The organism is Inhella proteolytica (assembly GCF_016093275.1).
In the GTDB taxonomy this organism is placed as follows: Bacteria; Pseudomonadota; Gammaproteobacteria; order Burkholderiales; family Burkholderiaceae_C; genus Inhella; species Inhella proteolytica.
Window position 1 is genome coordinate 309,322 of sequence record NZ_JAEDAK010000001.1, and the last position, 24,617, is coordinate 333,938.

Annotated in this window: 22 protein-coding genes; 7 read left to right on the forward strand and 15 right to left on the reverse strand. The window is 68.9% G+C overall.

Annotated elements, in window-relative coordinates; genetic code table 11:
- Nucleotides 1–31 precede the first annotated feature (31 nt).
- Nucleotides 32–1,969, reverse strand: a complete 1,938-nt coding sequence (locus I7X39_RS01360; protein WP_198109399.1) for an ABC-F family ATP-binding cassette domain-containing protein — start codon at nt 1,967–1,969, stop codon at nt 32–34.
- Nucleotides 1,970–2,067: 98 nt separating this feature from the next.
- Here I7X39_RS01360 and I7X39_RS23545 point away from each other — a divergent pair, with 98 nt between their 5' ends.
- The 3 genes from I7X39_RS23545 (at nt 2,068) to I7X39_RS01375 (ending at nt 6,169) form a co-directional block, all read left to right on the forward strand.
- The gene (locus tag I7X39_RS23545; protein ID WP_198109153.1) at nt 2,068–2,859 is read left to right on the forward strand and encodes a substrate-binding periplasmic protein; all 792 of its coding nucleotides are present in this window, start codon (nt 2,068–2,070) and stop codon (nt 2,857–2,859) included.
- A gap of 156 nt (nt 2,860–3,015) precedes the next feature.
- Nucleotides 3,016–4,836, forward strand: a complete 1,821-nt coding sequence (locus I7X39_RS01370) for a DUF1800 domain-containing protein (RefSeq protein ID WP_198109154.1) — start codon at nt 3,016–3,018, stop codon at nt 4,834–4,836.
- A 10-nt stretch (nt 4,837–4,846) separates the two neighbouring features.
- Nucleotides 4,847–6,169: a DUF1501 domain-containing protein gene (locus I7X39_RS01375; RefSeq protein ID WP_198109155.1), complete on the forward strand. Its 1,323-nt coding sequence runs from the start codon at nt 4,847–4,849 to the stop codon at nt 6,167–6,169.
- 62 nt (nt 6,170–6,231) lie between these two features.
- On the opposite strand, the gene I7X39_RS01380 is transcribed toward I7X39_RS01375, so the two are convergent.
- From I7X39_RS01380 to queF, 10 genes are all read right to left on the reverse strand, one after another.
- Nucleotides 6,232–7,134, reverse strand: a complete 903-nt coding sequence (locus tag I7X39_RS01380; protein ID WP_198109156.1) for a hypothetical protein — start codon at nt 7,132–7,134, stop codon at nt 6,232–6,234.
- On the reverse strand, nt 7,116–7,535 hold the full coding sequence (locus tag I7X39_RS01385; RefSeq protein WP_198109157.1) for a hypothetical protein: 420 nt from the start codon (nt 7,533–7,535) through the stop codon (nt 7,116–7,118). Before I7X39_RS01385 ends, I7X39_RS01380 begins: the two co-directional genes overlap by 19 nt.
- A gap of 164 nt (nt 7,536–7,699) precedes the next feature.
- A complete protein-coding gene (locus I7X39_RS01390; protein ID WP_198109158.1) occupies nt 7,700–7,837 on the reverse strand; it encodes a hypothetical protein in 138 nt (45 codons plus the stop codon).
- A 46-nt stretch (nt 7,838–7,883) separates the two neighbouring features.
- Nucleotides 7,884–8,345, reverse strand: a complete 462-nt coding sequence (locus I7X39_RS23780; protein ID WP_375140723.1) for a hypothetical protein — start codon at nt 8,343–8,345, stop codon at nt 7,884–7,886.
- A 112-nt stretch (nt 8,346–8,457) separates the two neighbouring features.
- Nucleotides 8,458–9,321 (reverse strand): 50S ribosomal protein L3 N(5)-glutamine methyltransferase, encoded by an 864-nt coding sequence (gene prmB / locus I7X39_RS01400; RefSeq protein ID WP_198109160.1) that lies wholly within the window; start codon nt 9,319–9,321, stop codon nt 8,458–8,460.
- Between the two features lie 25 nt (nt 9,322–9,346).
- Nucleotides 9,347–10,507, reverse strand: coding sequence for a PilT/PilU family type 4a pilus ATPase (locus I7X39_RS01405; RefSeq protein ID WP_198109161.1), 1,161 nt, complete (start codon nt 10,505–10,507; stop codon nt 9,347–9,349).
- 130 nt (nt 10,508–10,637) lie between these two features.
- Nucleotides 10,638–11,468 (reverse strand): 2,3,4,5-tetrahydropyridine-2,6-dicarboxylate N-succinyltransferase, encoded by an 831-nt coding sequence (dapD, locus tag I7X39_RS01410; protein ID WP_198109162.1) that lies wholly within the window; start codon nt 11,466–11,468, stop codon nt 10,638–10,640.
- Nucleotides 11,465–12,670, reverse strand: a complete 1,206-nt coding sequence (gene dapC, locus I7X39_RS01415) for a succinyldiaminopimelate transaminase (protein ID WP_198109163.1) — start codon at nt 12,668–12,670, stop codon at nt 11,465–11,467. The genes dapD and dapC overlap by 4 nt, the downstream gene beginning before the upstream one ends.
- Complete coding sequence (locus I7X39_RS01420; RefSeq protein ID WP_198109164.1) at nt 12,667–12,948, reverse strand: hypothetical protein; 282 nt, start codon at nt 12,946–12,948, stop codon at nt 12,667–12,669. Before I7X39_RS01420 ends, dapC begins: the two co-directional genes overlap by 4 nt.
- A gap of 49 nt (nt 12,949–12,997) precedes the next feature.
- On the reverse strand, nt 12,998–13,480 hold the full coding sequence (gene queF, locus I7X39_RS01425; RefSeq protein WP_198109165.1) for a preQ(1) synthase: 483 nt from the start codon (nt 13,478–13,480) through the stop codon (nt 12,998–13,000).
- 98 nt (nt 13,481–13,578) lie between these two features.
- Here queF and smc point away from each other — a divergent pair, with 98 nt between their 5' ends.
- The 4 genes from smc to I7X39_RS01445 all read left to right on the forward strand — a co-directional run bounded on the left by smc (nt 13,579) and on the right by I7X39_RS01445 (nt 20,821).
- Nucleotides 13,579–17,091: a chromosome segregation protein SMC gene (gene smc, locus I7X39_RS01430; protein WP_198109166.1), complete on the forward strand. Its 3,513-nt coding sequence runs from the start codon at nt 13,579–13,581 to the stop codon at nt 17,089–17,091.
- 28 nt (nt 17,092–17,119) lie between these two features.
- Nucleotides 17,120–18,238, forward strand: a complete 1,119-nt coding sequence (locus tag I7X39_RS01435) for a cell division protein ZipA C-terminal FtsZ-binding domain-containing protein (RefSeq protein WP_198109167.1) — start codon at nt 17,120–17,122, stop codon at nt 18,236–18,238.
- Between the two features lie 86 nt (nt 18,239–18,324).
- On the forward strand, nt 18,325–20,382 hold the full coding sequence (gene ligA, locus I7X39_RS01440) for an NAD-dependent DNA ligase LigA (RefSeq protein WP_198109168.1): 2,058 nt from the start codon (nt 18,325–18,327) through the stop codon (nt 20,380–20,382).
- On the forward strand, nt 20,375–20,821 hold the full coding sequence (locus I7X39_RS01445) for an OsmC family protein (protein WP_198109169.1): 447 nt from the start codon (nt 20,375–20,377) through the stop codon (nt 20,819–20,821). Before ligA ends, I7X39_RS01445 begins: the two co-directional genes overlap by 8 nt.
- On the opposite strand, the gene I7X39_RS01450 is transcribed toward I7X39_RS01445, so the two are convergent.
- From I7X39_RS01450 to I7X39_RS01465, 4 genes are read right to left on the reverse strand one after another with little or no spacing between them, the layout of a single operon-like run.
- Nucleotides 20,814–21,683, reverse strand: a complete 870-nt coding sequence (locus I7X39_RS01450; protein ID WP_198109170.1) for a DMT family transporter — start codon at nt 21,681–21,683, stop codon at nt 20,814–20,816. The genes I7X39_RS01445 and I7X39_RS01450 overlap by 8 nt on opposite strands.
- A gap of 2 nt (nt 21,684–21,685) precedes the next feature.
- The gene (locus I7X39_RS01455; RefSeq protein WP_198109171.1) at nt 21,686–22,222 is read right to left on the reverse strand and encodes a methylated-DNA--[protein]-cysteine S-methyltransferase; all 537 of its coding nucleotides are present in this window, start codon (nt 22,220–22,222) and stop codon (nt 21,686–21,688) included.
- Complete coding sequence (locus I7X39_RS23550; protein WP_198109172.1) at nt 22,219–23,637, reverse strand: DNA-3-methyladenine glycosylase 2 family protein; 1,419 nt, start codon at nt 23,635–23,637, stop codon at nt 22,219–22,221. Before I7X39_RS23550 ends, I7X39_RS01455 begins: the two co-directional genes overlap by 4 nt.
- A gap of 25 nt (nt 23,638–23,662) precedes the next feature.
- Nucleotides 23,663–24,550, reverse strand: coding sequence for a LysR family transcriptional regulator (locus tag I7X39_RS01465; RefSeq protein WP_198109173.1), 888 nt, complete (start codon nt 24,548–24,550; stop codon nt 23,663–23,665).
- Between the last annotated feature and the right edge of the window lie 67 nt (nt 24,551–24,617).

Below are 24,617 nucleotides of genomic sequence, written 5' to 3' on the forward strand. Positions count from 1 at the left end.
CCGCACGATCCGTGCGGTCTTGCTCAGACACTCACAGACCGGCGGCGGCCGTGGCGGCCTCGATCTGCTCGCTCAGTTCCAGCCAGCGCAGCTCCAGCGCATCGGTCTCGTCGGCAATCACCTTCAGGCGCCGGCCGCAATTGGCGATGGCGCCGGGGTCCAGCGCGCCAGTGGCCAGCTCGGCTTCCAGGCCTTCGCGCTCCTGGCCCAGTTGCACCAGCTTCTTGTCGATGGCCTCGATCTCCTTGCGCAGCGGGCGCGTCTGGTCCGCCAGCTTTGCGCGCGCCTGGGCGGCGGCCTTGCGGTCCTCGCGCTGGCTGGCGGCGGGGGCGTCGTCCGCGCTGGGTGCGGGCGCGGCGGCCGCGCGCAGGGCCTTGGCCTCCTCGCGGGCGCGCTCATTGAGCCAGCGCTGGTAGTCGTCCAGGTCGCCGTCGAAGGGCTTGAGCGCGCCATCGGCCACCAGCCAGAACTCGTCGCAAACCTCGCGCAGCAGCGCGCGGTCGTGGCTGACGAGCATCACCGTGCCCTCGAACTCGTTCAGCGCGATGGAGAGTGCCTCGCGCGTCTGCAGGTCCAGATGGTTCGTCGGTTCGTCCAGCAGCAGCAGGTTGGGGCGCTGCCACACCAGCATGGCCAGCACCAGGCGCGCCTTCTCGCCTCCGCTCAAGGAGCCCACTTCCTGGCTCACCATGTCGCCGGTGAAGCGGAACTGACCGAGGAAATCGCGCAGCTCCTGCTCACGCGCCTGCGGGCTGACTTCCTTGGCCAACCGCACCATATGCGCCAGCGGCCCCTCCTCGGGGCGCAGCACGTCCAGCTCCTGCTGGGCGAAGTAGCCGATCGTCAGGCCCTTGCCCTCGGTGATGCTGCCGCTCAAGGGCGGCATGGTGCGGGCAATCGTCTTCACCACGGTGGACTTGCCCTGGCCGTTCGCCCCCAGGATGCCGATGCGCTGGCCGGCCAACACGGTGCGGTCGATCTTGCGCACGATGGCGGTGTCGCCATAGCCGCAGGCCAGGTCGGAAAGCGCCAGCATCGGGTTGGGCAGGTTGGCGGGCTCGCGGAACTCGAAGGCGAAGTCGGCCGCGGCCAGCACCGGGGCGAGCTTTTCCATGCGCTCCAGTGCCTTGACGCGGCTCTGCGCCTGCTTGGCCTTGCTGGCCTTGGCCTTGAAGCGGTCGATGAAGTGCTGCAGATGCTTGATGCGGTCCTGCTGCTTTTCGAAGCTGGCCTGCTGCAGCACCTGGGCCTGGGCGCGCAGGGTCTCGAAGGTGGTGTAGTTGCCGCCCCAGCGAGTCAGCTTGGCGTGCTCCAGATGCAGGGTCACGCGGGTGATGGCGTCCAGGAACTCGCGGTCGTGGCTGATCACCAGCAGGGTGCCGGGGTAGCGCGAAAGCCAGCCTTCCAGCCACACCAGCGCGTCCAGGTCCAGGTGGTTGGTGGGTTCGTCCAGCAGCATCAGCTCGGCCGGGTTGATCAGCGTGCGCGCCAGCTGCAGGCGCATGCGCCAGCCGCCGGAGAAGCTGTTCACCGGCGCATCCAGCTGGTCCACCTTGAAGCCCAGGCCCAGCAGCAGACTTTGCGCGCGTGGCCGGGCGTCGAAGCTGCCGGCGTCTTGCAGCGCGGCGTGCGCCTCTGCCATCTTCAGGCCGTCATGCGCGGCCTCGGCCGCCGCGAGCTGCTCGCGCGCCTTCAGCAGCGTCAGGTCGCCGTCGAGCACGAAGTCGGTGGCACCCTGCTCGGTTTCGGGCAGGTGCTGCGCCACCTCGGAAAGCCGCCAGGTGGGTGGCATCTCGGCGTCACCGCGGTCGGCCTGCAGGCGCCCGGCCAGCAGGGCGAACAGGCTGGACTTGCCGGCGCCGTTGGCGCCCACCAGACCGATGCGCTCCCCGGGTTGCAGGGTGACGGTGGCGTCGTCCAGCACGATCTTGGTGCCGCGGCGGAGGGTGAGGTTGCGCAGGGTGATCACGAAAATGCTCAAGCAAAAAGCCAAACGCCGCCCGGGGCAGGGCGGCGCGAGGGGTACATCCTACCGGGGGCCCGCCAGCAGGCTCTTAGACTGCCCCGATGGCAAGGCTTCCCACCCTGGTGCTGACCTGCGTGCTCGGCTCGGCCGGGGCGGCGCAGGCGCAGGCGCTGGAGCGCACGCTCACCGTGTGCGTGGACCCGAAGCCGGCTCCCCAGGGCTCTGCAGCCTCGGCCACCCCGCCGGCCGCCGAGGTGCAGCCCACTTTCTCCATGGAGCTGTTCAGCCAGGTGTTCCGCCGTGCGGGCCAGCCGATGCGCTTCGTGACGGACCAGCCCTGGGCGCGCTGCCTGCTCTCGGTGGCACGTGGGCAGGTCGATTTCGCCGTCGGCGGCTACTACAGCGACGCCAGGGCCCAGGTCTACGCCTTCTCCATGCCCTATATGACGCTCACGCCCATGGTCTTCTCCCGCGCCAGCCGCCCGGTGCGGCCCCAGCAGGTGGCCGACCTGCAGGGCCTGCGCGGCTGCGGCCTGAACGGTGCCAGCTACGCCCACTACGGCCTGGCCGCTGGCGCACTCGACACCGGCGTGAACCGCTACCCCAAGCTGTTCGAAAAGCTGCTGCTGGACCGGTGCGACTACGTGCCCGAGGAGCTGGAGGTGGTGGCCGGCATGCAGGTCAACGGGCAGGACATCCTGAGCCACCCCCAGCTGCTGGCCAGCCCGGCCCGCTGGGCCCGCGGGCCCACCAAGCACCTGATGGCGGCCAAGGGGAGCGCTGCGGCGGCGCTGCTGCCGCAGCTCGACCGGGCGCTGGCGCAGCTGATTCGCGAGGGTGTGGCTGGGGAGCTGTGGGCGCGTCATGTAGCTGGTGTGCCCTACCGGCCTTGATGGCAGACGGGCCGCACCCGCTCTGCTCCTGCCTGATCCCTTGGGTTCGCCGGGGCTACAGCCCGAAGCGCTTTGACGCACCGCATTCACACACGCTGACACCTGCGCGGCCCCGGCGCGCGCAGAGTGGCCGCTTCGCCAAGCCGGAGTTGCGCCGTGGAGACTCAAACCCCGCATCCGCCCGCTGAGACGGCCGAAGCCCCGGCAGACCGGCTCGGCCCGGAAGCCGAACTCGCACCCCTGGCCCCGCTGCTGGCCGCCGGCGCGTTGCTGAGCGCGTGTGGCGGCGGTGGCTCGGAGAGCACGCCGCCCGCGCCTACACCGACACCCGGGCCCACCCCGGCACCGACCCCGGCTCCCGCACCGGTGCCTTCGCCGCCACCCGCACCACCTCCAGCGCCGCCGGCGATTCCGCCGACACGCCGCGACGCCGCCCGCTTCCTGACTCAGGCGGCCTTCGGGCCGCGCAGCGCCGCCGAGGTAGATGCCCTGGCGGCCCAGGGCTTCGAGGCCTGGCTGAGCCAGCAGTTCGCGCGGCCCACGGTTTCGCACCTGGCTTACCTGGAAACGCAGCGCGGCCGCGATCAGAAGCCGGGCGAGCGCCCCAGGCTCAGCGAGGAGATGAGCTACGAGGCCGTGTGGCAGCAATGGCTGCAGGGTGAGGACCCGCTGCGTGCGCGCATGAGCTGGGCGCTGCTGCAGATCTTCGTCATCAGCAACATCGCCCCCGACATCCGCCCCGCGGCCATGAGTAGCTACATGGACCTGCTGAACCGCCACGCCTTCGGCAACTGGCGCGAGCTGCTGGAGGCCGTGACCCTGCACCCGGCCATGGGCTACTACCTGAACATGCTGGAAAGTGAGAAGGAAGATCCGGCTCAGGGCACGCATCCGAACGAAAACTACGCGCGCGAGGTGCTGCAACTGTTCTCCATCGGCCTGGTGCAGCTGAACCCCGACGGCACCCTGAAGACCGACGCGCAGGGCCAGCCCATCAACACCTATGGCGAGGCCGAGATCCGCGGCTTTGCCAAGGTCTTCACCGGTTGGGGCCATGGCGGCCTGAACACCGCCGACAGCAAGGCCTTCCACCACCACGACGACGAACTCGATGCACTGTGGAGCGCGCCCATGAAGGCCTGGCCGGCCTGGCATTCCTCGGCCGCCAAGACGTTGCTGGACGGCAAGGTGCTGCCCGCCGGCCAGAGCGCCGAGCAGGACCTGAAGGACGCGCTCGACTGCATCTTTGCCCACCCCAATGTGCCGCCCTTCTTTTGCAAGCAGCTGATCCAGCGCCTCGTCACCAGCAACCCGAGTGCGGCCTACGTGGGCCGCGTGGCGGCGGTGTTCGTGAATGACGGCAGCGGGCAGCGCGGCAATCTGCGCGCGGTACTGCGCGCCGTCCTGCTGGACAACGAAGCCCGCAGCACCGCCCCCAACGCCCGCTTCGGCAAGCTGCGTGAGCCCGTGCTGCGCTTCGCCCATCTGCTGCGGGCGCTGGATGCCAAGAGCCCCAGCGGCCTGAACCGGATCCACTACCTGGACAGCGCCGACGAGGGCCTGGGCCAGAGCCCGCTGCTGGCGCCCTCGGTCTTCAACTTCTACGCCCCCGCCTACCGCCCGGCCGGGCCGCTGACGCAATCGGCCATGGTGGCGCCCGAGTTCCAGATCACCACCGAGACGAGCGCCGCCGGTTCGCTGAACTTCTTCTACTACCTGTTCAAGGGCGGCGGCTATGGCTGGCCCGAGCAGCACCGCCTGAGCCTGGACCTGGCGCCGCTGGAAGCCCTGGCCGCCGACCCGCCCGCTTTGGTGGACCGCCTGGACCTGCTGTTCTTCACCCTGCAGATGAGCCCCAGCACGCGCCAGCGCCTGCTGACCCTGGTGCAGGCCTTGCCGGCCAAGGAGCCCAAGGCGCGGGTGCGCTCCGCATTGACCTTGATGGCGATGTCCCCCGACTTCGTCACTCAGCACTAAGGGGTAGCCCATGAAGCGACGCCACCTGCTGCAACTCGGCGCCAGCGCCGCCCTGACCCCCTGGCCCGCGCTGCAGGCCCTGGCCCAGGCGGCCCCGCCGGCGGGCGACTACAAGGCCCTGGTCTGCCTCTTCCTGTTCGGCGGCAACGACGGCAACAACCTGCTGGTGCCCACCGATGCCCGCTGGGCCGGCTACCAGCGCGCGCGGCCCAATCTGGCCTTGGCTCAGGCCAGCCTGTTGCCGCTGCAGTTCCGCAACACCAGCGGCCAGAGCTATGGCCTGCACTCGGCCATGCCCGGTCTGCAAGGCCTGGTGAACCGCGGTGAAGCGGCCTTCGTCGCCAACATCGGCCCGCTGCTGGTGCCCACCAGCAAGGCCCAGTTCCAGGCGCGCAGCGTGCCCTTGCCCTACAACCTCTACTCGCATTCCGACCAGCAGCTCGGCTGGCAGAGCGCGATGGTTGAGGCGCCTGGCCGCCATGGCTGGGGCGGGCGCCTGCTGGAGCGCACGGTGGCGGCCGGCAGCAGCAACCGCGGCTACGCCTCCATCAGCGTGGCCGGCAGCAACCTCTGGCAGGGCGGCGACCAGGGCCTGACGCCTTACCGCGTCTCATCGAACGGCCAGTTCGGCCTGGACTTCTACAACCCGAGCGGCAGCGACCCGCTCTCGCAGGCCGTCAGCGCCACGCTGGCCGAGGCGCGCCAGGACCCGTTTGAGCAGACCTGGCTGCAGGTGCTGGGGCGTTCGATCGAGAACCAGCGCGTGCTGGCCAGCGCGCTGCAGGCCAGCACGCTCACGACTCCCTTCCCTGACACTGGCCTGGGCCGCCAGCTCGGCACGGTGGCGCGTTTGATCAAGGCGCGCACCACCCTGGGCCTGAGCCGCCAGAGCTTCTTCGCCAGCATCGGCGGCTTCGACACCCACGGCGACGACCAACTGCAGCGCCAGAACGAGTTGTTCGGGGAGATCGACGGTGCGGTGACGGCCTTCCACGCCGCGCTGACTGAACTGGGCCTGACGCGCCAAGTGGCTCTGTTCAGCGCCAGCGACTTCGGCCGCAATCTACCCAGCAACGGCGCCGGCACCGACCATGGCTGGGGCAACCACCAGTTCCTGCTCGGCGGGCCCACGCCAGGCGGGCGCCTGCTCGGTCGCTTCCCCGAGCTGGTGGTGGGCGGGCCGGACGATGCGGGGCAGGGCGTGTGGATTCCCAGCACGGCGACCGAGCAACTCGGGCGCGAGCTGGCGCAATGGTTTGGCGCCGATGCCGACATGCTGGCCGCCACCTTTCCGCATGGGGCGGCGTTTGATCGGATGCAGGGGTGGGAGTAGCGTGTGGGGCAGAGGCGATTTTGGGTGTCGATCTTCGTGCGTTTGAGTCGCCTGATACCTCGCTACTTTGATCTGCTCAATGATTCACGTAACAACTTTTTGAACGAGTCCAAAGTTTCTCTGTCTTTGGTGTTTGCTAATTCTTGCTCAATCTCATTCTGGTTTGCCGTGCACTGCCCAGAGAGAAGACAATACGTTGCCGCAGTCCATTCTGAAAGCGGATCGCCCAATGTTTCACGCGCCAACTGTGCGGCAGCCAATCCGACCAAGCTTTTTAATTTTTCATTCCACTCAATTCGATACCCAGCATTCGATTCGATGATTTGTTTGCCGTAAATTGCGAGCGCCTGCTTGAGTAGCTCAGGTTCTGCGCTCGATAGCGCAGCGCCGATCGCCATTTCTGGGTCAGAAAATTTGTTCTCCGTCAGCTCCCGCGAAAGTGTTCGCAATGGATCTTGCTGCCGATCAGACCTGGCCTCAATATTATTAGCCAGACCTCGAATGCCTCCGAATTGCTCCACCACGCCTTCACAGCGATCCAGCTCCGTGCGAAGTCTGTCATTCGCCAGCGCGTTAGTAGTTGGTGCCCTCTTTGTCAGTTCAACCAATGTGGGTAGGAACTCGCAATGTTGGAGTGCTCGCGTGGAGTAGTAATACCCGCCCTGGGCCGGTCGACGCATCGCCTCATGAACGAATACTCGCAGATTCTTTGAGGAGTAGAAATCTGCCTTGAGTTGTTGCCTTCCAATTTCCTTCGCATTTGAGGGTTTTCGGGCGGTCTCGGCTGAAACTTCGGTACTACTCGGAATCGACGCTCCATCAGTACGCGGCCTGACGGTTACGCTTTCTCGAACTGGATCGGAAGCTGGTTGAATGCGGTCGGAACTGCCTGCTAGCGTGCGCCACCCCAGGCCTGCCACTGCCAGAGCGCCAGCGATGAAATAAATTACTGGGGCTTTTTGCATGCCGAGCCCGCTATGCCATTGCCCTGCGCCGAGGTGCGCTTATAGATCGGGGCACTTCCCATCCCTGCAATAGAGAATTCATCCACAGTCCCGTCAGACCACTTCACGGAGTAATTCCCAGTATTGTACATTCCGTGTTTTGCCATCACCGCCCTGCCGTCGGCAATCCGGACTTCGATCATATCATTTGCAGTAATTTGGCCATACTTCTCCGCATCGGGGCCGGTGAAATTGCAGGGGCTGGCTTCACTGCCTGGAGATGCCGCCGGAAGCTTTGCGGCCAATTCGATGGCTGCGCTGTTGGCGTAACCGATGGCGGCCAGTCGATCGACTGCAGCACTCATGCCTATGAGAATGCCGGTACATGCGCCTTTATCGCAAACTTTGTACTCGTTGCGCACCGCCTGACCTTCAACCACAACACGATCGATTGATTGTCTGAAACTATTCCAATACATCCCTGAAAGAACAGTGCTCCAGCCCGAAGTCTGGCACCCTCCAAGCGAGACCCAATCTCCCTTGTCTAGGCGACCAGACTGAGTATTCTCGATTGTCTGCTCCAAAGTCAAAAATCCCGCTTGGCGACCGGAACCCAGGGGCCATACGTATATCGTGCCGAGGCGCTATTCGCAATGTCGAGCAGAACAATGGGTGTCATCAGGGTCTTAATTTTGTCATTTTCATTGGTGCGCAAGAGAATCATGGCTCTGAGCGAATTATTCATCGTCAGAGCCGGCGGCTACCATGTTTTAATCGGTCGGTATATATTCGCGCAGTGAATCGAATTCAATTGGGGCGGCTACTCTTCGTGGGTTTCTGCATCCGCCTTCTGCGATTGATTGAACTCCAGCTTCACAACCTTGGGTCGTGAGCCATAGGATTTGCACCCACGATCTACGTGTGCAGCCCCTCATGCACTTGCAATGGCCAACCCGCCGGTCGGAGGGGAAGACGGCCTTGGCGTATAGAGTCTCGGCCCAGCCGTGCTGGGCCAAGATGGCGCCGGGCCGCCAGCCCTTCCATTGCAGGTTCAGCAGGATGCGCGCCACAGCCGGTCCGTGCAGCACGGCGTCTTCCGTGCGACGCAGGCAAGTTTGCGGATCGGGCAGTGCGGCTTGTTGCGCAGCAGCGTTAGCTCGGGGCACTGCGGTATGCCTGGGGCGGTGTCGCGGCCGATGGCGATCACATCCCCAACGGGGCGCTTGGTCCATTCGGCGGACATGTGTTCGAACTGGCCGGGGAAGATCAACTGGCGAGCCCGCGTACGACGGGCCGGTCGGAACGAACCCACTTTGAGTGCCGCCGGGGCGAAAGGTGCGGCGGCTAGGCCAGCTGCTCCCGCGTCAGCAGCAGCACCATGTCATGCCCCGCCGAGGTCTCCAACCACACTGGCTCCAACTCGGGAAACGCCGCCTCGAAGAACGGCCGCTCGTGCCCGATCTCCAGCACCAGCACGCCGCCCGCGTTCAGATGGGCCGGCAGTTCGGCCAGCAGGCGGCGGATGAAGTCCATGCCGTCGCTTCCGCCGGCCAGGGCCAGCTCGGGTTCGGCGCGGAACTCGGGGGGCAGGGCTGCCATGGACTGGGCGTTGACGTACGGTGGGTTGCACAGCACCAGGTCGAAGCGCTGGCCGGCCACGGCGGCCAGGCCGTCGCCCTGCACCACGCGGACGCGGCCTTGCAGCCCATGGCGCTCGACATTGCGCGCCGCCACGGCCAGGGCGTCGGCGCTCAGGTCGGCGCCGGTCACCTGCACGTCCGGCCAGGCCATGGCCGCCAGCACGGCCAGCGAGCCGTTTCCCGTGCACAGGTCCAGCACCTGCTGCGTGTGCTCGCCCAGCCAGGCGTCGAAGCTGCCCTCGGCGATCAGCTCGGCGATGAAGCTGCGCGGCACGATCGAGCGCTGATCAATGAAGAAGGGCACGCCCTGCAGCCAGGCCTCGCCGGTGAGGTAGGCGGCGGGCTGGCGGGTGGCGATGCGCTGCCCGATCAGGGCCTCCACCTCGGCCTGCTGGCCCGGCGTCAGCGCATCCTCGGCATGGTCGTCCAGCGCGTCCAGCGGCAGGCCCAGGCGCCAAAGCGTGAGCCAGGCGGCTTCGTCAAAGGCGTTGAGGGTGCCCTGGCCGAAGGCCACGCCAGCGGCTTGCAGGCGCGCGGCGCCGGCTTCGATGCACTCGATGAGTTTCAAGGGGAGCTTGCGGCGGTGAGGCCGCTCAGTGTTCTTCGGGCATCACGTCCAGCGTGATTTCGGTGAAGGTGGCGGTATCGGCCGGGGCGTCTTCCTGCTTGGCCGGCGCGCGCGAGATGGGCTCCTGCGTGTTCTGCAGGCGCCAGAGCAGGTTGGTGGGCGAATCGGCGAAGGCCAGGCCTTCCTCGCGGCTGATGGTGCCGTTCTCGATCAGCTTGGCGAAATGCTCTTCGTAGGTCTGCGAGCCCTCGGCCATGGACTTCTCCATCGCCTCCTTCACGCCGTTGAAGTCGCCCTGCTCGATCAGTTCGGACACGAGCTTGGTGTTCATCATGATTTCCACCACTGGCACGCGCCCGCCACTCTGGGCGCGCACCAGGCGCTGCGAAATGATGGCCTTCAGGCCGGCCGCCAAGTCGCCCAGCAGGGCGGGGCGGCTTTCCGGCGGGTAGAAGGACAAGATGCGGTTCAGCGCGTGGTAGCTGTTGTTGCCGTGCAGTGTGGCCAGCACCAAATGGCCGGACAGCGAGTACGAGATCGCCGCGGTCATGGTCTCGCGGTCGCGGATCTCGCCGATCAGGATGCAGTCGGGCGCCTGGCGCAGGCAGTTCTTCAGCGCAATCTGCAGGCTGGCGGTGTCGCGCCCGATCTCGCGCTGGTTCACCACCGACTTCTTGTTCTGGAACAGGTACTCGATCGGGTCCTCGATGGTGAGGATGTGCCCGGCGATGGTCTGGTTGCGCTTTTCCAGCATGGCGGCCAGCGTCGTGCTCTTGCCGGTGCCGGTGGCGCCCACCATCAGCACCAGGCCGCGCTTTTCCAGCACCAGGTTGCCGAGGATCTCGGGCAGCTTGAGCGTTTCCAGCGCCGGGATGGTGTGCGAGATATGCCGGAACACCGCGGCGATGGAACCCCGCTGGCGGAAGCCGCTCAAACGGAAGCTGCCGACCTTGGAGATCGAGATCGCCATGTTGAGCTCGCCGTGGTCGTCGAGCTCCTGCAGCGCCTTCTGGTCCAGCAGCTCCGCAATCAGCTGGCGCGGCTGGTTGACGGACAGGGCCTGGTCCGACAGCTGCACGACTTGGCCGTTCAGCTTGATCAGCACCGGCATATTGGCCGAGAGGTAGCAGTCCGAGGCTCCCTTTTCGGCCATCAGGCGCAGGATGCGCTCCATGTTTCCCGACATCGCAGTTTTCCTTTCTAGGTCTGCGAGCCGGAGGCCGATTGACCCGGGGCCGCCGTGGAACCGGCTTTGCCGGGCCACTGGCGGCGCCCCCTTGGGGGGGAGGCGCCGCAGGCGCTTCGGGGGTGGGGCTTCAGGCGCGCAGCAATTCGTTGATGGAGGTCTTGGCGCGCGTTTGCGCGTCCACCTTCTTGACGATCACGGCAGCGTACAGGTTATAGCGTCCGCCATCGCGCGGCAGGCTGCCGCTGATGACGACCGAGCCGGCCGGCACACGGCCGTAAGTGGTTTCGCCGGTCTCGCGGTCGTAGATCGGTGTGCTTTGGCCGATGTACACGCCCATCGAGATCACCGAGTGCTCTTCGACGATCACGCCTTCCACCACCTCGGAGCGGGCGCCGATGAAGCAGTTGTCTTCAATGATGGTGGGGTTGGCCTGCAAGGGCTCCAGCACGCCGCCAATGCCCACGCCGCCGCTCAGGTGCACGTTCTTGCCGATCTGCGCGCAGCTGCCCACGGTGGCCCAGGTGTCCACCATGGCGCCCTCGTCCACGTAGGCGCCGATGTTGACGTAGGAGGGCATCAGCACCACGTTCTTGGCCACGAAGCTGCCCCGGCGCGCCACCGCGGGCGGCACCACGCGCACGCCGCTGGCGCGGAAATCGGCCTCGCTCCAGCCGGCGAACTTGGGCTCCACCTTGTCGAAGAAGGCGAGCTGGCCGGCGTCGGCGTTGCCCATCACGCGGTTGTCGTTCAGGCGGAAGCTCAGCAGCACCGCCTTCTTGATCCACTGGTGCACGGTCCATTGGCCCACGCCTTCCCGGCTGGCCACGCGCAGGCGGCCGGCGTCCAGCTCGGCCAGCACATGGTTCACGGCCTCGCGCACCGCGGCGGGGGCGCTCGTGGGGCTGAACTCGGCGCGCTGTTCCCAGGCGGCTTCGATGGTGGTTTGCAGACTGCTCATGGCTGGCTTTCGATGAAGGTGCGAATGCGCTGCGCGGCTTGCACGCAGGCCTCGACTTCAGCGACGAGGGCCATGCGCACGCGCCCCTGGCCGGGGTTGTGTCCGTGGTTCGGACGGGCCAGCAGGCTGCCGGGCAGCACCTGGACGTTGCATTGTCCGAGCAGCGCCTTCGCGAACTCGATATCGCAGCCTCCGCACAGGGTCTTGGGCACGCCGGCCCACAGATAGAAGCCAGCGTCGGGTGCCGCCACGTCCAGCACGTCTTGCAGCAGCGGCAGCACGGCGGCGAACTTGGCCTGGTAGGCGGCGCGGTTTTCCAGCACATGGGCCTCGTCGTTCCAGGCAGCGATGGACGCGGCCTGCACCACCGGGCTCATGGCGCTGCCGTGGTAGGTGCGGTAGAGCGTGAAGGCCTTGATGAGGGCGGCGTCACCGGCCACGAAGCCGCTGCGCAAGCCCGGCACCGAGCTGCGCTTGGACAGGCTGGTGAAGCTGATCAGGCGGCGGTAGTCGTGTCGGCCCAGCTTCGCGGCCGCTTCCAGCCCGCCCAGCGGCGCTTGGTCGCCCAGATAGATCTCGGAGTAGCACTCGTCGGCGGCGATGACGAAGCCGTGGCGGTCGGACAGTTCGAACAGGCGTTGCCATTCAAGCAGCGGCATCACCGCCCCGCTGGGGTTGCCGGGTGAGCAGACGTAGACGAGCTGGGTGCGCGCCCAGGTGTCGTCGGGGATGGCGCCCCAGTCGGCCCCGAAGTTGCGTGCCGGGTCGCTGTCCGCAAAGGCCAGCTGCGCGCCGGCCAGCAGGGCCGCGCCCTCGTAGATTTGATAGAAAGGATTGGGCACCACCACGGTGGCGCCGGGCTGGCTGGCGTCCACCACGGTCTGGGCGATGGCAAACAGGGCCTCGCGCGAGCCGTTGCAGGGCAGCACCTGCGTGGCGGCGTCCAGCTGCAGGCCATAGCGGCGCTGGATCCAGGCCGCGATGGCGGCGCGCAGCTCCGGGTTGCCGGCCGTGGCCGGGTAGTTGGAGAGCCCGGCCAGGTTCTCGCGCAGGGCTTCCAGCACCACGGCGGGCGCCGGGTGGCGCGGCTCGCCCAGGCCCAGGCTGATGGGGGGCAGGGCGGGGTTGGGCGTGATGCCCGCTTGCAGCGCGCGCAGGCGCTCAAAGGGGTAGGCCTGCAGCAGCTCCAGGCGCGGGTTCATGCGCTTGCGCCAGCGTGGCGCAGCCACAGACCGGCCAACAGACAGCTCAATCCGCCAAGCGTCAGGACAACGTTCAGCCAGACTGGGCCGATGCGCAGACCGGTGGAGCTCCGCATGCCCTCGCGTATCGATTGGCTTAGCGGGGCGGGCACCAGGAAGGCGCCCACGCCCAGTGCCAGGAAGCCCACCATGCTGAGCACCCGGTTCAGGCTTGCGGCATCCAAGGCGGCGAAACCCTCAAGAGCGGCAAGCACAGCGAACAGCAGGGCAAAGCTCAAGCGCGAACCCAGGTGTTGGCGCCACAGCGGCGTACCGGCGTCCATCGCTTCAGCCCAGCATGCCGGTTTCACGCGGGAATTCGGCGCCGCCGAATTCCACCGGAGCCTGCGGCTTCCAGCCCTTCTTGCGGTGCTCGACCACCACGTTCGTGTAGATGCCGCCGCGCACATACCAGCGCGCCTTGACGCGGCAGAAGCGCGGATTCGTGGCCTTGACGATGTCGTCCAGGATCTGGTTCGTCACCGCTTCGTGGAAGGCGCCCTCGTCGCGGTAGCTCCACATGTACATCTTCAGGCTCTTGAGCTCGACGCACCACTCGTCGGCCACCATCTCGATGACGAAGTGGGCGAAGTCCGGCTGCTTGGTCAGCGGGCAGTGGCAGGTGAACTCGGGCACCTGGAACTGCAGCAGGTAGTCGCGCTGCGGGGCCGGGTTCGGGAAGACCTGCAGCTCCTTGCTCGGAACCGAGGGCGGGTTGACCGGGGCTTGCCGCTGGGAAGCGGGCGGGCTCTTCTTCTTGCTGGTGGCCATGGCGTGGCATGCGGGTTTGCGAGGGGGCGCGATGCTATCATCCGCGCCCTTTTTTGCCCCGGTTTTCATAGAGAAAACCCGCGTCCTGGACGCACCCCATGCGGCTCAACTCCATCAAGCTTTCGGGCTTCAAGTCCTTCGCCGACAACACGGTGTTCCAGTTGCCGGGGCAGCGCGTGGGCGTCGTCGGGCCCAATGGCTGCGGCAAGTCCAACATCATGGACGCGGTGCGCTGGGTGCTGGGCGAAAGCAAGGCCTCCGAGCTGCGCGGCGAGTCCATGCAGGACGTCATCTTCAACGGCAGCAACACCCGCAAGCCCGCCAGCCGGGCCTCGGTGGAGCTGGTGTTCGACAACCAGCTCGCGCGGGCTGGCGGTGCCTGGAACCAGTTCAGCGAGATTGCGGTGAAGCGCGTGCTGACGCGCGACGGCACCAGCTCCTACTTCATCAACAACCAGGTGGTGCGCCGCAAGGACGTGCAGGACGTCTTCCTGGGCACGGGTCTGGGGCCGCGGGCCTACGCCATCATTGGCCAGGGCACTATCAGCCGCATCATCGAAAGCAAGCCCGAGGAGTTGCGGCTCTTCCTGGAAGAGGCGGCCGGGGTCAGCAAGTACAAGGAGCGCCGCCGCGAGACCGAGAACCGGCTCAAGGACACGCGCGAGAACTTGACCCGCGTCGAAGACATCCTGCGCGAGCTGGACAGCAACCTGGAACGCCTGGAGCGCCAGGCCGAGGTGGCGACGAAATACCGCGAGCTGCAGGGCCTGGGTGAGCGCCGCCTGCATCAGCTCTGGTTCCTGAAGAGCCGCGACGCCGCACGCGAGTTCGAGCGGGTCCAGGCCGCCGGGCGCGAGGCCGTCAATGCGCTGGAAGCGCGCATTGCCGACCTGCGCGCCATTGAGGCCCGCCTGGAGGAGGTGCGCCAGGCGCACTTTGCCGCCGGCGATACCTTGCACACCGAGCAGGGCCGCTTTGCCGAAGCCCAGCTGGCCGTCAGCCGCCTGGAAGAGCGCATCCGCTACGTGGTGGAGGCACGCAACCGGGCCGGCAGCCGGCGCGACGAGATCCGCGGCCAGCAGGCGCTGTGGAACGAGCGCGCCGCCCAGGCCGCCGCCGAGCTGGAGCAGTTGGCCGAGCAGATGGCCGCCGGCGATGAGGAGAAGGAACTGGCCGCCGCCCGCGCCGAAGAGATGGCGGCGCAGCTGCCGGACCTGGAGGACGCCTTGCGCGCCGCGCAGGCGCGGGCCAAAGAGCAGCGCCAGGTGGCCGTGCAGGTGCAGCAGCAGATCCAGGTGCTGGCCGCCGAGAGCCGCGCGCTGGACGAGCAGGCCCGCTCGCTGCGCCAGCGCCGCGAACGCCTGGACGCGCAGAAGGCCACGCTGAGCCTGCCCGATGCGGCGGCGGTGGACGCGCTGAAGGAACGCTCGGCCGAGGCCGATGCGCAGTGGGAAGAAGCCCAGGCCCGCGTGGAGGACCTGAGCGAGCGCGAGCCTGAGCTCGAAGCCGCGCGCCGCGCCGCGCAGGCCAATGCACAGGCCCAGACCGCGCAGCTCGCGCAGATCAGCGCCCGCCTCGAAGCTTTGCGCGCGCTGCAGGACAAGGTGCAGAGCCAGGGCAAGCTCGGCCCCTGGCTGGAGAAGCAGGGCCTGGCGAACCTGACGGCGCTGTGGAAGCGCCTGCACATCGAGCCCGGCTGGGAAACCGCGCTGGAAGCCAGCATGCGCGAGCGCATGGCGGCCATCGAGGTCTCGCGCCTGGACCTGGTGCGAGCCTTCGAGCAGGACGCGCCGCCCACGCGCATGGCCTTCTACACGCTCACCGAGGCCTCGCCCCCGCCCACCCACCACGCGCTGCCCGAGCTGACCTCGCTGCTGCGCGTCGAGCAGCCGGGCTTGCAAGCCCTGTTGGCCGACTGGCTGGACGGCGTGTACACCGCGCCTGATCTGGCCACCGCGCTGGCGCAGCGCGATCAGCTCGGCCATGGCGAGCTGATCGTCACGAAAGCCGGCCACGCCGTCTCGCGCCAGGCCGTGGCCTTCTACGCGGCGGACAGCGAGCAGGCCGGCTTGCTGGCCCGCGCCCAGGAGATCGAGACCCTGGAGCAGCAGCGGCGCGAGCAGGAGCTGCGCGCCGATGACGCCCGCGCCGCCCAAGGCCGGGCCGACCAGGCACACGCCGCCGTGGCCGGCCAGCTGGCCGAGGCCCGCCGAGCCGCCGAAGCCCTGCGCGCCCAGGCCCATGGCCTGCAGGTGGAGAGCCTGCGCCTCTCGCAGGCCTTCGACGCCGCCCACGCCCAAGCCAGCCGCTTGCGTGAGGAGCTGGCCGAGCTGGACGCCGCCGAGGAAGGCCTGCTGGAGCGCCGTGCGCAGGGCGAGGCGCGCTTCGAGGAGCTGGACATCCAGCTCGCCGAGGCGCAGCAGCGCCACGCTGATCTGGAAGAGGCCGTGATCCAGTCGGACCGCCGCCTGAACGACGCCCGCGAGGCCCTGCGTCAGGCCGAGCGCCGCGCCCAGGAGGCGCAGTTCGGCGCCCGCGCCTTGCTGGCCCGCCAGGCCGAGCTGCAGCGCGCCCAGGCCACCGCCGTGCAGGAAGCCAAGGGCGGCGACGACCAACTGGCCCGCCTGGATATCGAGCTGGCCGAGCTGGACGACAGTGCCGCCCAGGCCGGCCTGCAGGACGCGCTGGACGCCAAGCTGGCGGCTGAGGGCGTGCTGGCCCAGGCCCGCAGCGCCTATGACGACCTCAGCGCCCAGCTGCGCAAGGCCGACGAGGAACGCCAGGCCACCGAGCGCGCGCTCGACCCGCTGCGCGCGCGCATCACCGAGCTGCAGCTGGAAGAGCAGGCCGCCCAGCTCGGCGGCGCGCAGTTCCGCGAGCAGCTCGAAGCCGCCGGCGTGGACCAGGAGGCGCTCGCCCAGGGCATCGAGACCGAGGGCGTGCGCCTGACCGGTCTGCAGGGCGAGATCGACCGCATCCAGCGCGAAGTCGCCGCGCTGGGCGCCGTCAACCTGGCCGCGCTGGAAGAGCTGGGCAGCGCACGCGAACGCAAGACCTTCCTGGACGCCCAGATGGCCGACCTGCTGGCGGCCATCAAGACCCTGGAAGACGCCATCCGCCGCATCGACCTCGAGACCCGCGACCTGCTCAAGGGCACCTTCGACCGCGTCAACAGCGAGTTCGGCCGCATGTTCCCCAGCCTCTTCGGTGGCGGCCAGGCCAAGCTGGTGATGACGGGCGACGAAATCCTGGACGCCGGCGTGCAGGTGCTGGCGCAGCCGCCCGGCAAGAAGAACAGCACCATCCACCTGCTCAGCGGCGGCGAAAAGGCCCTCACCGCCATCGCCCTGGTGTTTGCCATCTTCCAGCTCAACCCCGCTCCCTTCTGCCTGCTGGACGAGGTGGACGCGCCGCTGGACGACGCCAACACCGAACGCTATGCCCGACTGGTGAGCGAGATGAGCCGCGGCACGCAGTTCCTCTTCATCAGCCACAACAAGATCGCCATGGAAATGGCCGAGCAGCTGATCGGCGTGACCATGCAGGAGCAGGGTGTCAGCCGCGTGGTGGCGGTGGACATGGAAGCTGCCCTGACCATGGCGGAAGCCTGAAACCCGGCTTGAACCAGAATCCCGCCCCATGACCTTGACTCTGACCCAAGCCCTGATGCTGGCCGGCGCTGCCGTGCTGCTGGCCCTCTTGGTGCAAGGCTGGTGGATCAGCCGCAAGGCTGGCCCGCGCCGCCCCGAGCCCGACAGCCTGCCGCGACAGGAGCCTGGCCTCGGCGGCCAGGGTGAGCGCGGGGGCGACGGCGGTGTCATGGAGTCCGTGTTGGATGTCCTGCATGAGGGCGACGCTGCGGCGGCGCATGCCAATGCCCATGCCGACACCCTGCCCATGGTGGTGCGCAAGGCCCAGAGCACCCAGCGCCGCAGCGGCCCGCGCTTGGATGCGCTGATCGACGTCATCGCCGTGCTGCACGTCGAATCTCCCGTGAGCGGCGATGCCGCCTTGCTGCACCTGCCCGCCAGCCGCCGCGCCGGCACCAAGCCGCTGGCCATCGAGGGCCTGAACACCGAGACCGGTGAATGGGAGCTGCCGGTGGCCGGTGAGCGCTACGGCGAGTTCCAGGCCGGGCTGCAGATGGTGAACCGCGCCGGCCCGCTGGGCGAGATCGAGTACTCCGAGTGGGTGCAGAAGGTGCAGGCCTTTGCCGACGGCGTGGGCGCGATGGCCGACTTCCCCGACATGCTGGAAGCGGTGGCACGGGCCCGCGAGCTCGATCAGTTCGCCAGTGCCAACGACGCCCAGCTGGCCGTGGGCCTGAAGGCCAAGGGCGCCGCCTGGACCCTGGGTTTCTTGACGCAGGCCGCCGCCAAGCGCGGCTTGGTGCCCGGCGCCTTGCCCGGCCGCCTGGTGCTGCCCGGTGCCGAGGAAGGTGCGCCCCCCATGCTGGTGCTGCAGTACGACCCGCAGGCCGCCTTGGCCGAAGAAGGCGAGGCCCCGCCGCTGCGTGAGGCCACGCTGCTGTTCGACGTGCCGCAGACCCCCGAGTCCCAGGAGCCCTTTGCGGCCCTGCAGGAAATCGCCCGCCTGCTGGCGCGCGACCTGGAGGCCGAGGTGGTGGACGGCGGCGGCCGGCCGCTCGGCCCGCACGGCTTTGCCGCCATTCATGAGGAGCTGGGCCGTCTGTACAAGGTGCTGGCCTCGCGCGATCTGGCGGCGGGTAGCGCGGTGGCGCGGAGACTGTTCAGCTAAGCCCGAGCGCAGCTCGCTGCGCGCCCGTACAAACTGCCCCCGCAGGGAACGAGAACCGGAGTGATCCGCGCGGAGAATCCCGCGCCATGCCGACCCCTGCGACCGACCTTTCCAGCCGCGCCGCCGCACTACGCGAGCAACTGCACCACCACGCCCACCAGTACTACGTGCTGGATGCGCCCGAGATCCCCGACGCCGAGTACGACCGCCTGTTCCAGGAACTGCAGGCGATCGAGCGCGCGCACCCCGAGCTGCGCACGGCCGACAGCCCGACCCAGCGTGTGGGCGCCGCGCCGCTGCCCGAGCTGCAGCCCGTGCGCCACGCCGTGCCCATGCTGTCGATCGAGACCGAGACCGACACCACGCCGGCCGGCGCCGAGGCCTTTGACGCCCGTGTGCGCCGCGAACTCGGGCTGGACCTGGCCGACCCTGAGGTGGAGTACGCCGCCGAGCTGAAGTTCGACGGCCTGGCCATCAATCTTCGCTACGAGCTGGGCCTGCTGGTGCAGGCCGCCACGCGCGGCGATGGCGAGACCGGCGAGGACGTCACGCAGAACATCCGCACCATCGGCCAGATTCCGCTGCGGCTGAAGGGCTGCACAGCCCCGGTGCTGGAGGTGCGCGGCGAGGTCTACATGCGGCGCGACGACTTCGAGCGCCTGAACGAGCGCCAGCGCGAGCGCGGCGAGAAAACTTATGTGAACCCGCGCAACACTGCCGCCGGTGCGGTACGTCAGCTCGACCCTGGCGTCACGGCGCAGCGCCCGCTGTCCTTCTATGCCTACGGCCTGGGCGAGGTGCAGGGCTGGGAGCTGCCGGCCACGCATGCGGGCTTGCTGGATGCGCTGCAGCAGCTGGGCCTGCCGGTTTGCGCCGAGCGCGTGGTGGCCCAAGGTGCGGCCGGCCTTGTCGCCTTCCACCAGCGCGTGGCGGCGCTGCGCGACGGCTTGCCCTTCGACATCGACGGTGTGGTCTACAAGGTCAACCGCCGCGCGCTGCAGCAGCAGCTGGGCTTCAAGACGCGCGAGCCGCGCTGGGCGGTGGCGCACAAGTACCCGGCACAGGAGCAGGCCACGCGGCTCAATGGCATCGACGTGCAGGTCGGCCGCACCGGCAAGCTGACGCCGGTGGCGCGGCTGGAGCCGGTGTTCGTGGGCGGCACCACGGTGACGAATGCGACCCTGCACAACCTCTTCGAGCTGCGCCGCAAGGGCGTGCGCGTGGGCGACCGCGTGATCGTGCGCCGGGCTGGCGACGTGATTCCCGAGGTGGTGGGCCGCATGCCCGAAGCCCGCGCGGCCTACGTGCCCAACTTCGCCATGCCCAAGGCCTGCCCGGCCTGCGGCAGCGCCGTAGAGCGCGACAAAGGTTCGATCGAGCACCGCTGCACCGGCGGCCTGGTGTGCCCGGCCCAGCGCAAACAGGCCCTGCTGCACTTTGCCGGCCGGCGCGCCATGGATGTGGAAGGCCTGGGCGACAAGATCGTCGACCAGCTGGTGGATGCCGGCCTGGTGCGCACCTTGCCCGATCTCTACCGGCTCGGCTTCGTGCAGCTGGCTGCGCTGGAACGCATGGGCGAGAAGAGCGCGGCCAAGTTGGTGGAGCGGCTGGAGGCCAGCAAGCAGACCACGCTGGCACGCTTCCTGTTCAGCCTGGGCATCCGCCATGTGGGTGAGGCCACGGCCAAGGAACTGGCGCGGCACTTCGGCAGGCTGGACGCGCTGATGGACGCCGACGAGGCTGCGCTGCTGCAGGTGGCCGATGTGGGCCCGGTGGTGGCGCACAGCATCCACAGCTTTTTTGCCCAGCCCCTGAACCGCGAGGCCGTGAACCAGCTGCGCGCCTGCGGCGTGCACTGGCCGGAAGGCGAAGGCGCGGCCAGCAGCCCGCAGCCCCTGGCCGGCAAGACCTTCGTGCTGACCGGCACCCTGCCCACGCTGAGCCGCGACGAGGCCCAGGCGCTGATCGAGGCGGCCGGCGGCAAGGTCAGCGGTTCGGTGTCCAAGAAGACCCATTACGTCGTGGCCGGTGAGGCCGCCGGCAGCAAGCTGGCCAAGGCCCAGGAACTGGGCGTGGCGGTGCTGGACGAGGCCGGCCTGCAAGCCCTGTTGAAGTCCCCCAGTGAGGAGAAGCCTGATGAGTGAGCCAGCCGAATCCGTCCAACTGCAGCAGTTGCAGGACTACCGCTTCGAGATCCGCTTTGCCGACGGCCTGCCGCCCTTGCAGGCGGACGAGCCGGCGCCGCTCGGTGCAGGCGAAGGCCCTTCGCCCGTGCAGCTGCTGGCCTCGGCCGTGGGCAATTGCCTCAGCGCCTCGCTGTTGTTCGCACTGCGCAAATACAAGCAGGCGCCGGAACCGATTGGCTGCCGCGTTGCCGCCGAGGTGGGGCGCAATGCCGAGGGGCGCTTGCGCGTGCTGGGGCTACAGGCCACGCTCACCCTGGGCGTGCCGGCCGCGCAGCTGCAGCACCTGGACCGCGTGCTGGCCAGCTTCGAGGCCTACTGCACGGTCACGCAGTCCGTTTCAGCGGCCATCCCGGTTCAGGTGAGCGTGCTCGATTCGACCGGCGCGGTGCTCAAGTAGGCCGCGGCCACAGGCCCAGGGCCAGCGCCGTGCCGGCCAGCACCAGCAGGCCACCGCCCAGCATGCCCAGCGTCAGGGCCTCGGCCAGGAAGAGCGCGCCCCAGAGCACGGCGAACACCGGAATCAGGAAGGTGACGGTGATGGCCTGGGTCGGGCCCACACGGGCCATGAGGCGGAAGTAAAGAATGTAGGCCACGCCGGTGCACAGCAGGGCCAGCGCGGCCAGGTGGCCCCAGGCCGCGAGGCTGGGCCCCTGCGCTGGCCAGGCCCACAGGCCGAACGGCAGCAGCCACAGCGCTGCGGCGAGCTGGCTGCCAGCCGCCACCGCCAGCGGCGGCACGCCCGGCAGCCAGCGCTTGGTGGCCACGGCGCCGAGCGCGTAGTTCAGCGTGGCCAGCAGGCAGGCGAGCACGGCGCCCAGGCTGGCGTCCAGGTTCAGCCCGGTGCGTTCGGCCGCCAGCCACACCACACCGGCAAAGCCGATCAGCAGACCCAGGCTGCGCCAGGCACCCGGCGCCTGGGCCAGCCACACCCAGGCCACCAGCGCGCCCCACATCGGCGTGGTGGCGTTGAGGATGCTGGACAGGCCCGCGGGCAGGTGCAACGCGGCGAAGGCGTACAGCGCGAAGGGCAGGGCGGAGTTCAGAAAGCCCACGGCCAGTAGCGCGCGGGCGTGCCCCCGCCACACGCCCAGGCCCTGACGCCAGGCCAGCAGGGGCAGCAGAAAGAGCGCGGCGCCGGCCACGCGCACGAAGGCCAGGCTCAGGGCGCCGAATTCCGGCCCGGCCAGGCGCATGAAGAGGAAGGAGGCGCCCCAGATGGCCGCGAGCAGCAGCAGCTCGGCGAGGTCCTTGAGCCGCATGCTCAAGCCAATTCCAGCGACTGCTGGCCGGGCAGGGCGCTTGGGCGGCGGTAGTCCACGCCCTCGGCATCCAGCAGCGCGCATTTCATGGCCAGGCCGCCGGCATAGCCGGTCAGCGAGCCATCGGCGCCGAGCACGCGGTGGCAGGGCACCAGCACGCCGATCGGGTTGCGCCCCACGGCGGCGCCCACGGCGCGGCTCTTGTTCGGGTCGCCCAGCTGGCACGCCAGTGCGCCGTAGCTGCTGTGGCCGCCGCGGGGGATCTGCAGCAGCAGGGCCCAGACCTGGCGCTGGAAGTCCGTGCCCTGCGGATCCAGCGGCGGGAGCGCGGGGTCGCCACGCAGCGTGGGCCAGTCCTCCAGCAGCTGCAGCGCCTGCTGGAACCAGGGGTGCTGCGGTTCATCGGGCAGGGTCAGCCAGCCCGGGTGGTGGGCCTGGGTGTCGCTCCACAGGCCGGCCAGCCCGCGATCGGTGCGGCGCATCAGCATCGGGCCCCAGCGGGTGGGCAAATGGCATTGGGCGACGAAGGGCGTCTTCATGGGGCGGCATTCCAGAGTTGCAGCACGGCGTAGCTGCGGTAGGGGGCACAGGCCTCGGGCTGCAGCGCGGGCAAGCGTTCGAGCTGCTGGCGCAGGATGACGTCGCCGGGCAGGAAGCGATCCGGGTGCGGCCAGCCGCGCATCAGCAGGTAGGCGGCCGTCCAGGGGCCGATGCCGGGCAGCTCGGTGAGCTCGCGCTCAGCCAGCGCGGGCTCGCCCTGGCGGCGTGCAAAGCGCAGCTGCGGCCAGGCGCGCGCCAGCGCCTGCAGGGCCTGGGCGCGTTTGAGTGGCATGCCCAGCGCGGCGATGTCCTCGGCCGGCACGGTGGCCAGCTCCACGGGGCGCGGGAAGCGGTGCGTGGGGCCGCCCTCCAGGCGCTCTTCGGCTGGCAGCGGCTGCCCGAAGCGTTCCACCAGGCGGGTGGCCAGGGTGCGCGCGGCGGCCACGGTGACCTGCTGGCCCAGGATGGCGCGCAGGCCGAGCTCGAAGCGGTCCGGGCAGCCGGGCAGGCGCAGTCCCGGCAGCACGGGCAGGCCCGCGGCCTGCAGATGGGCGTCGATGATGGCCGGGTTGGCGTCCAGGTCCAGCCAGCTGCGCACGCCCGCCAACACGGCGCCAGGCTGTTGCCACAGCAGCGGGCTCAGCTCCAGCTCCACCGCGCGCTCGCCCAGCCGGGCACGCAGCTGGCCCCAGCGGCCATCGGGCAGCGGCCAGCAGCGCGTGATCGTGCCGGCTGCCTCATCGACCTGCTCGACAGCGGGCACCGCGCGCAGCGCCAGGAAGCGCAGCAGATGGCCGGTGGCCAACGGTGGGCGCAAGCCGAGCTGCAAACGCGCACGCGGTGCACTGCTGCCGGGCTTGGCCTGTCGGCGCAGATCCCCCGGCACCAGGCGGTAATGCTGGGCCCAGGCGGCATGAAAGGCGCGCGCACTGCCAAAGCCGGCGCGCAGGGCTACGTCGGCAATGGGCAGATCGGTGTCGGTCAGCAGGGCCTTGGCGAGCAGCAGGCGCTGCGTCTGCTGGTACTGCAGCGGGCTCACGCCCCAGTGCTGCTGAAAGATGCGGCGCAGGTGCCGGTCCGTCACGCCCAGCTCCGCCGCCAGGTCGGCCAGGCCCTGCAGCCAGCCGGCGTCCAGGCGTTCGCGCGCCGCCTGGGCCAGTTGCTCGCTGGCCACCAGGGCCGAGAACGCGCGCGGCGCCAGTTCGGGCCGGCACTTGCGGCAGGGGCGGTAACCGGCGGCCTCCGCCGCGGCGGCCAGCTCGTAGAAGCTGCAGTTGGCCGCCTTGGGCGTGCGCACGCGGCACACCGGGCGGCAGTACACGCCGGTGCTGGAAACGGCCACGAACCACTGCCCGTCAAAGCGCGGGTCGCGGGCGGTCAGGGCGGCGTAGCAGGCGGTGGGGTCGAGCAGCATGGCGGCATTGTTGGCCGCGCCACGCTCACTCAGGCGCTGTTTTCGGACCTGTCCCCAGCAACCGGGCCAAGAGGGGGTGCTGGATCTTGCGTTCGGCGGCCAGGGCCACGAATTGCTCGTGCACGCCGTCGATGACGGCAATCGGCTCCACGCCATAGCGCTCGCGCAAATCGCCGGCCAGGCTGCTGACGGCAGCAAAAACGCCGAGTCCGGCGGCACCAAAGGTCTTGAGCAAGGCGCTGTCCTGGAACTCGCCGGCGATGCGCGGGCGCAGGCCGTGGCGCTCGAACCAACGCTCCAACCCCAGGCGGATGGCGGCGTGGCCGGTGGGCAGCAGCACGGGCAGGTCCGCCAGGTGGGCGGGGTAGTCCGCACGCGCCGCGGCGGCCAGCGCCGGCGTGCCGAACCAGCTCAGCGGCGCGGTTTCCACGGCGTGGGCGTAGAAGCGCAGATTGGGCTGCGGCGCTGGTTCGCGGTCCGTCAGCACCAGGTCGAGCTTGTGCAGGGCCAGGTCGGCCAGCAGTTCATCCGGCCGGCCCTCCACGCAGCGCAGGTGCAGATGGGCTTCGCCCAGCACTGGATCGAGGAAATGCCGCACCCAGAGCTTGGGCAGGCCATCGGCCAGGCCCACCGCCAGGCGCAGTGCCGGTCCCTCCTGCGCGGCCTGCACGCGCTGAGGGAGTTGGGCGCCGAGTTGGAAGATCTCATCGGCCACACGCAAGGCTTCCTGGCCCGCGGGCGTGAGGGCCAGACCGCGGCCCTGCGGGCGCAGCAGGCTGGTGCCCAGCGCGCGCTCCAGTTCACGCACCTGCGCCGAGACGGTCTGGATCGCCACGCCCAGGCGCTCGGCCGCCCGGGCCATGCCGCCCTCCTTGGCCACCACCCAGAAGTAGTGCAGATGGTGGTAGTTCATCAGGTTCCTTCGAAGTAAGCCTCAGCCACATTCTGCTTTTACGGAAGAACCCCTGCGACGACCATGG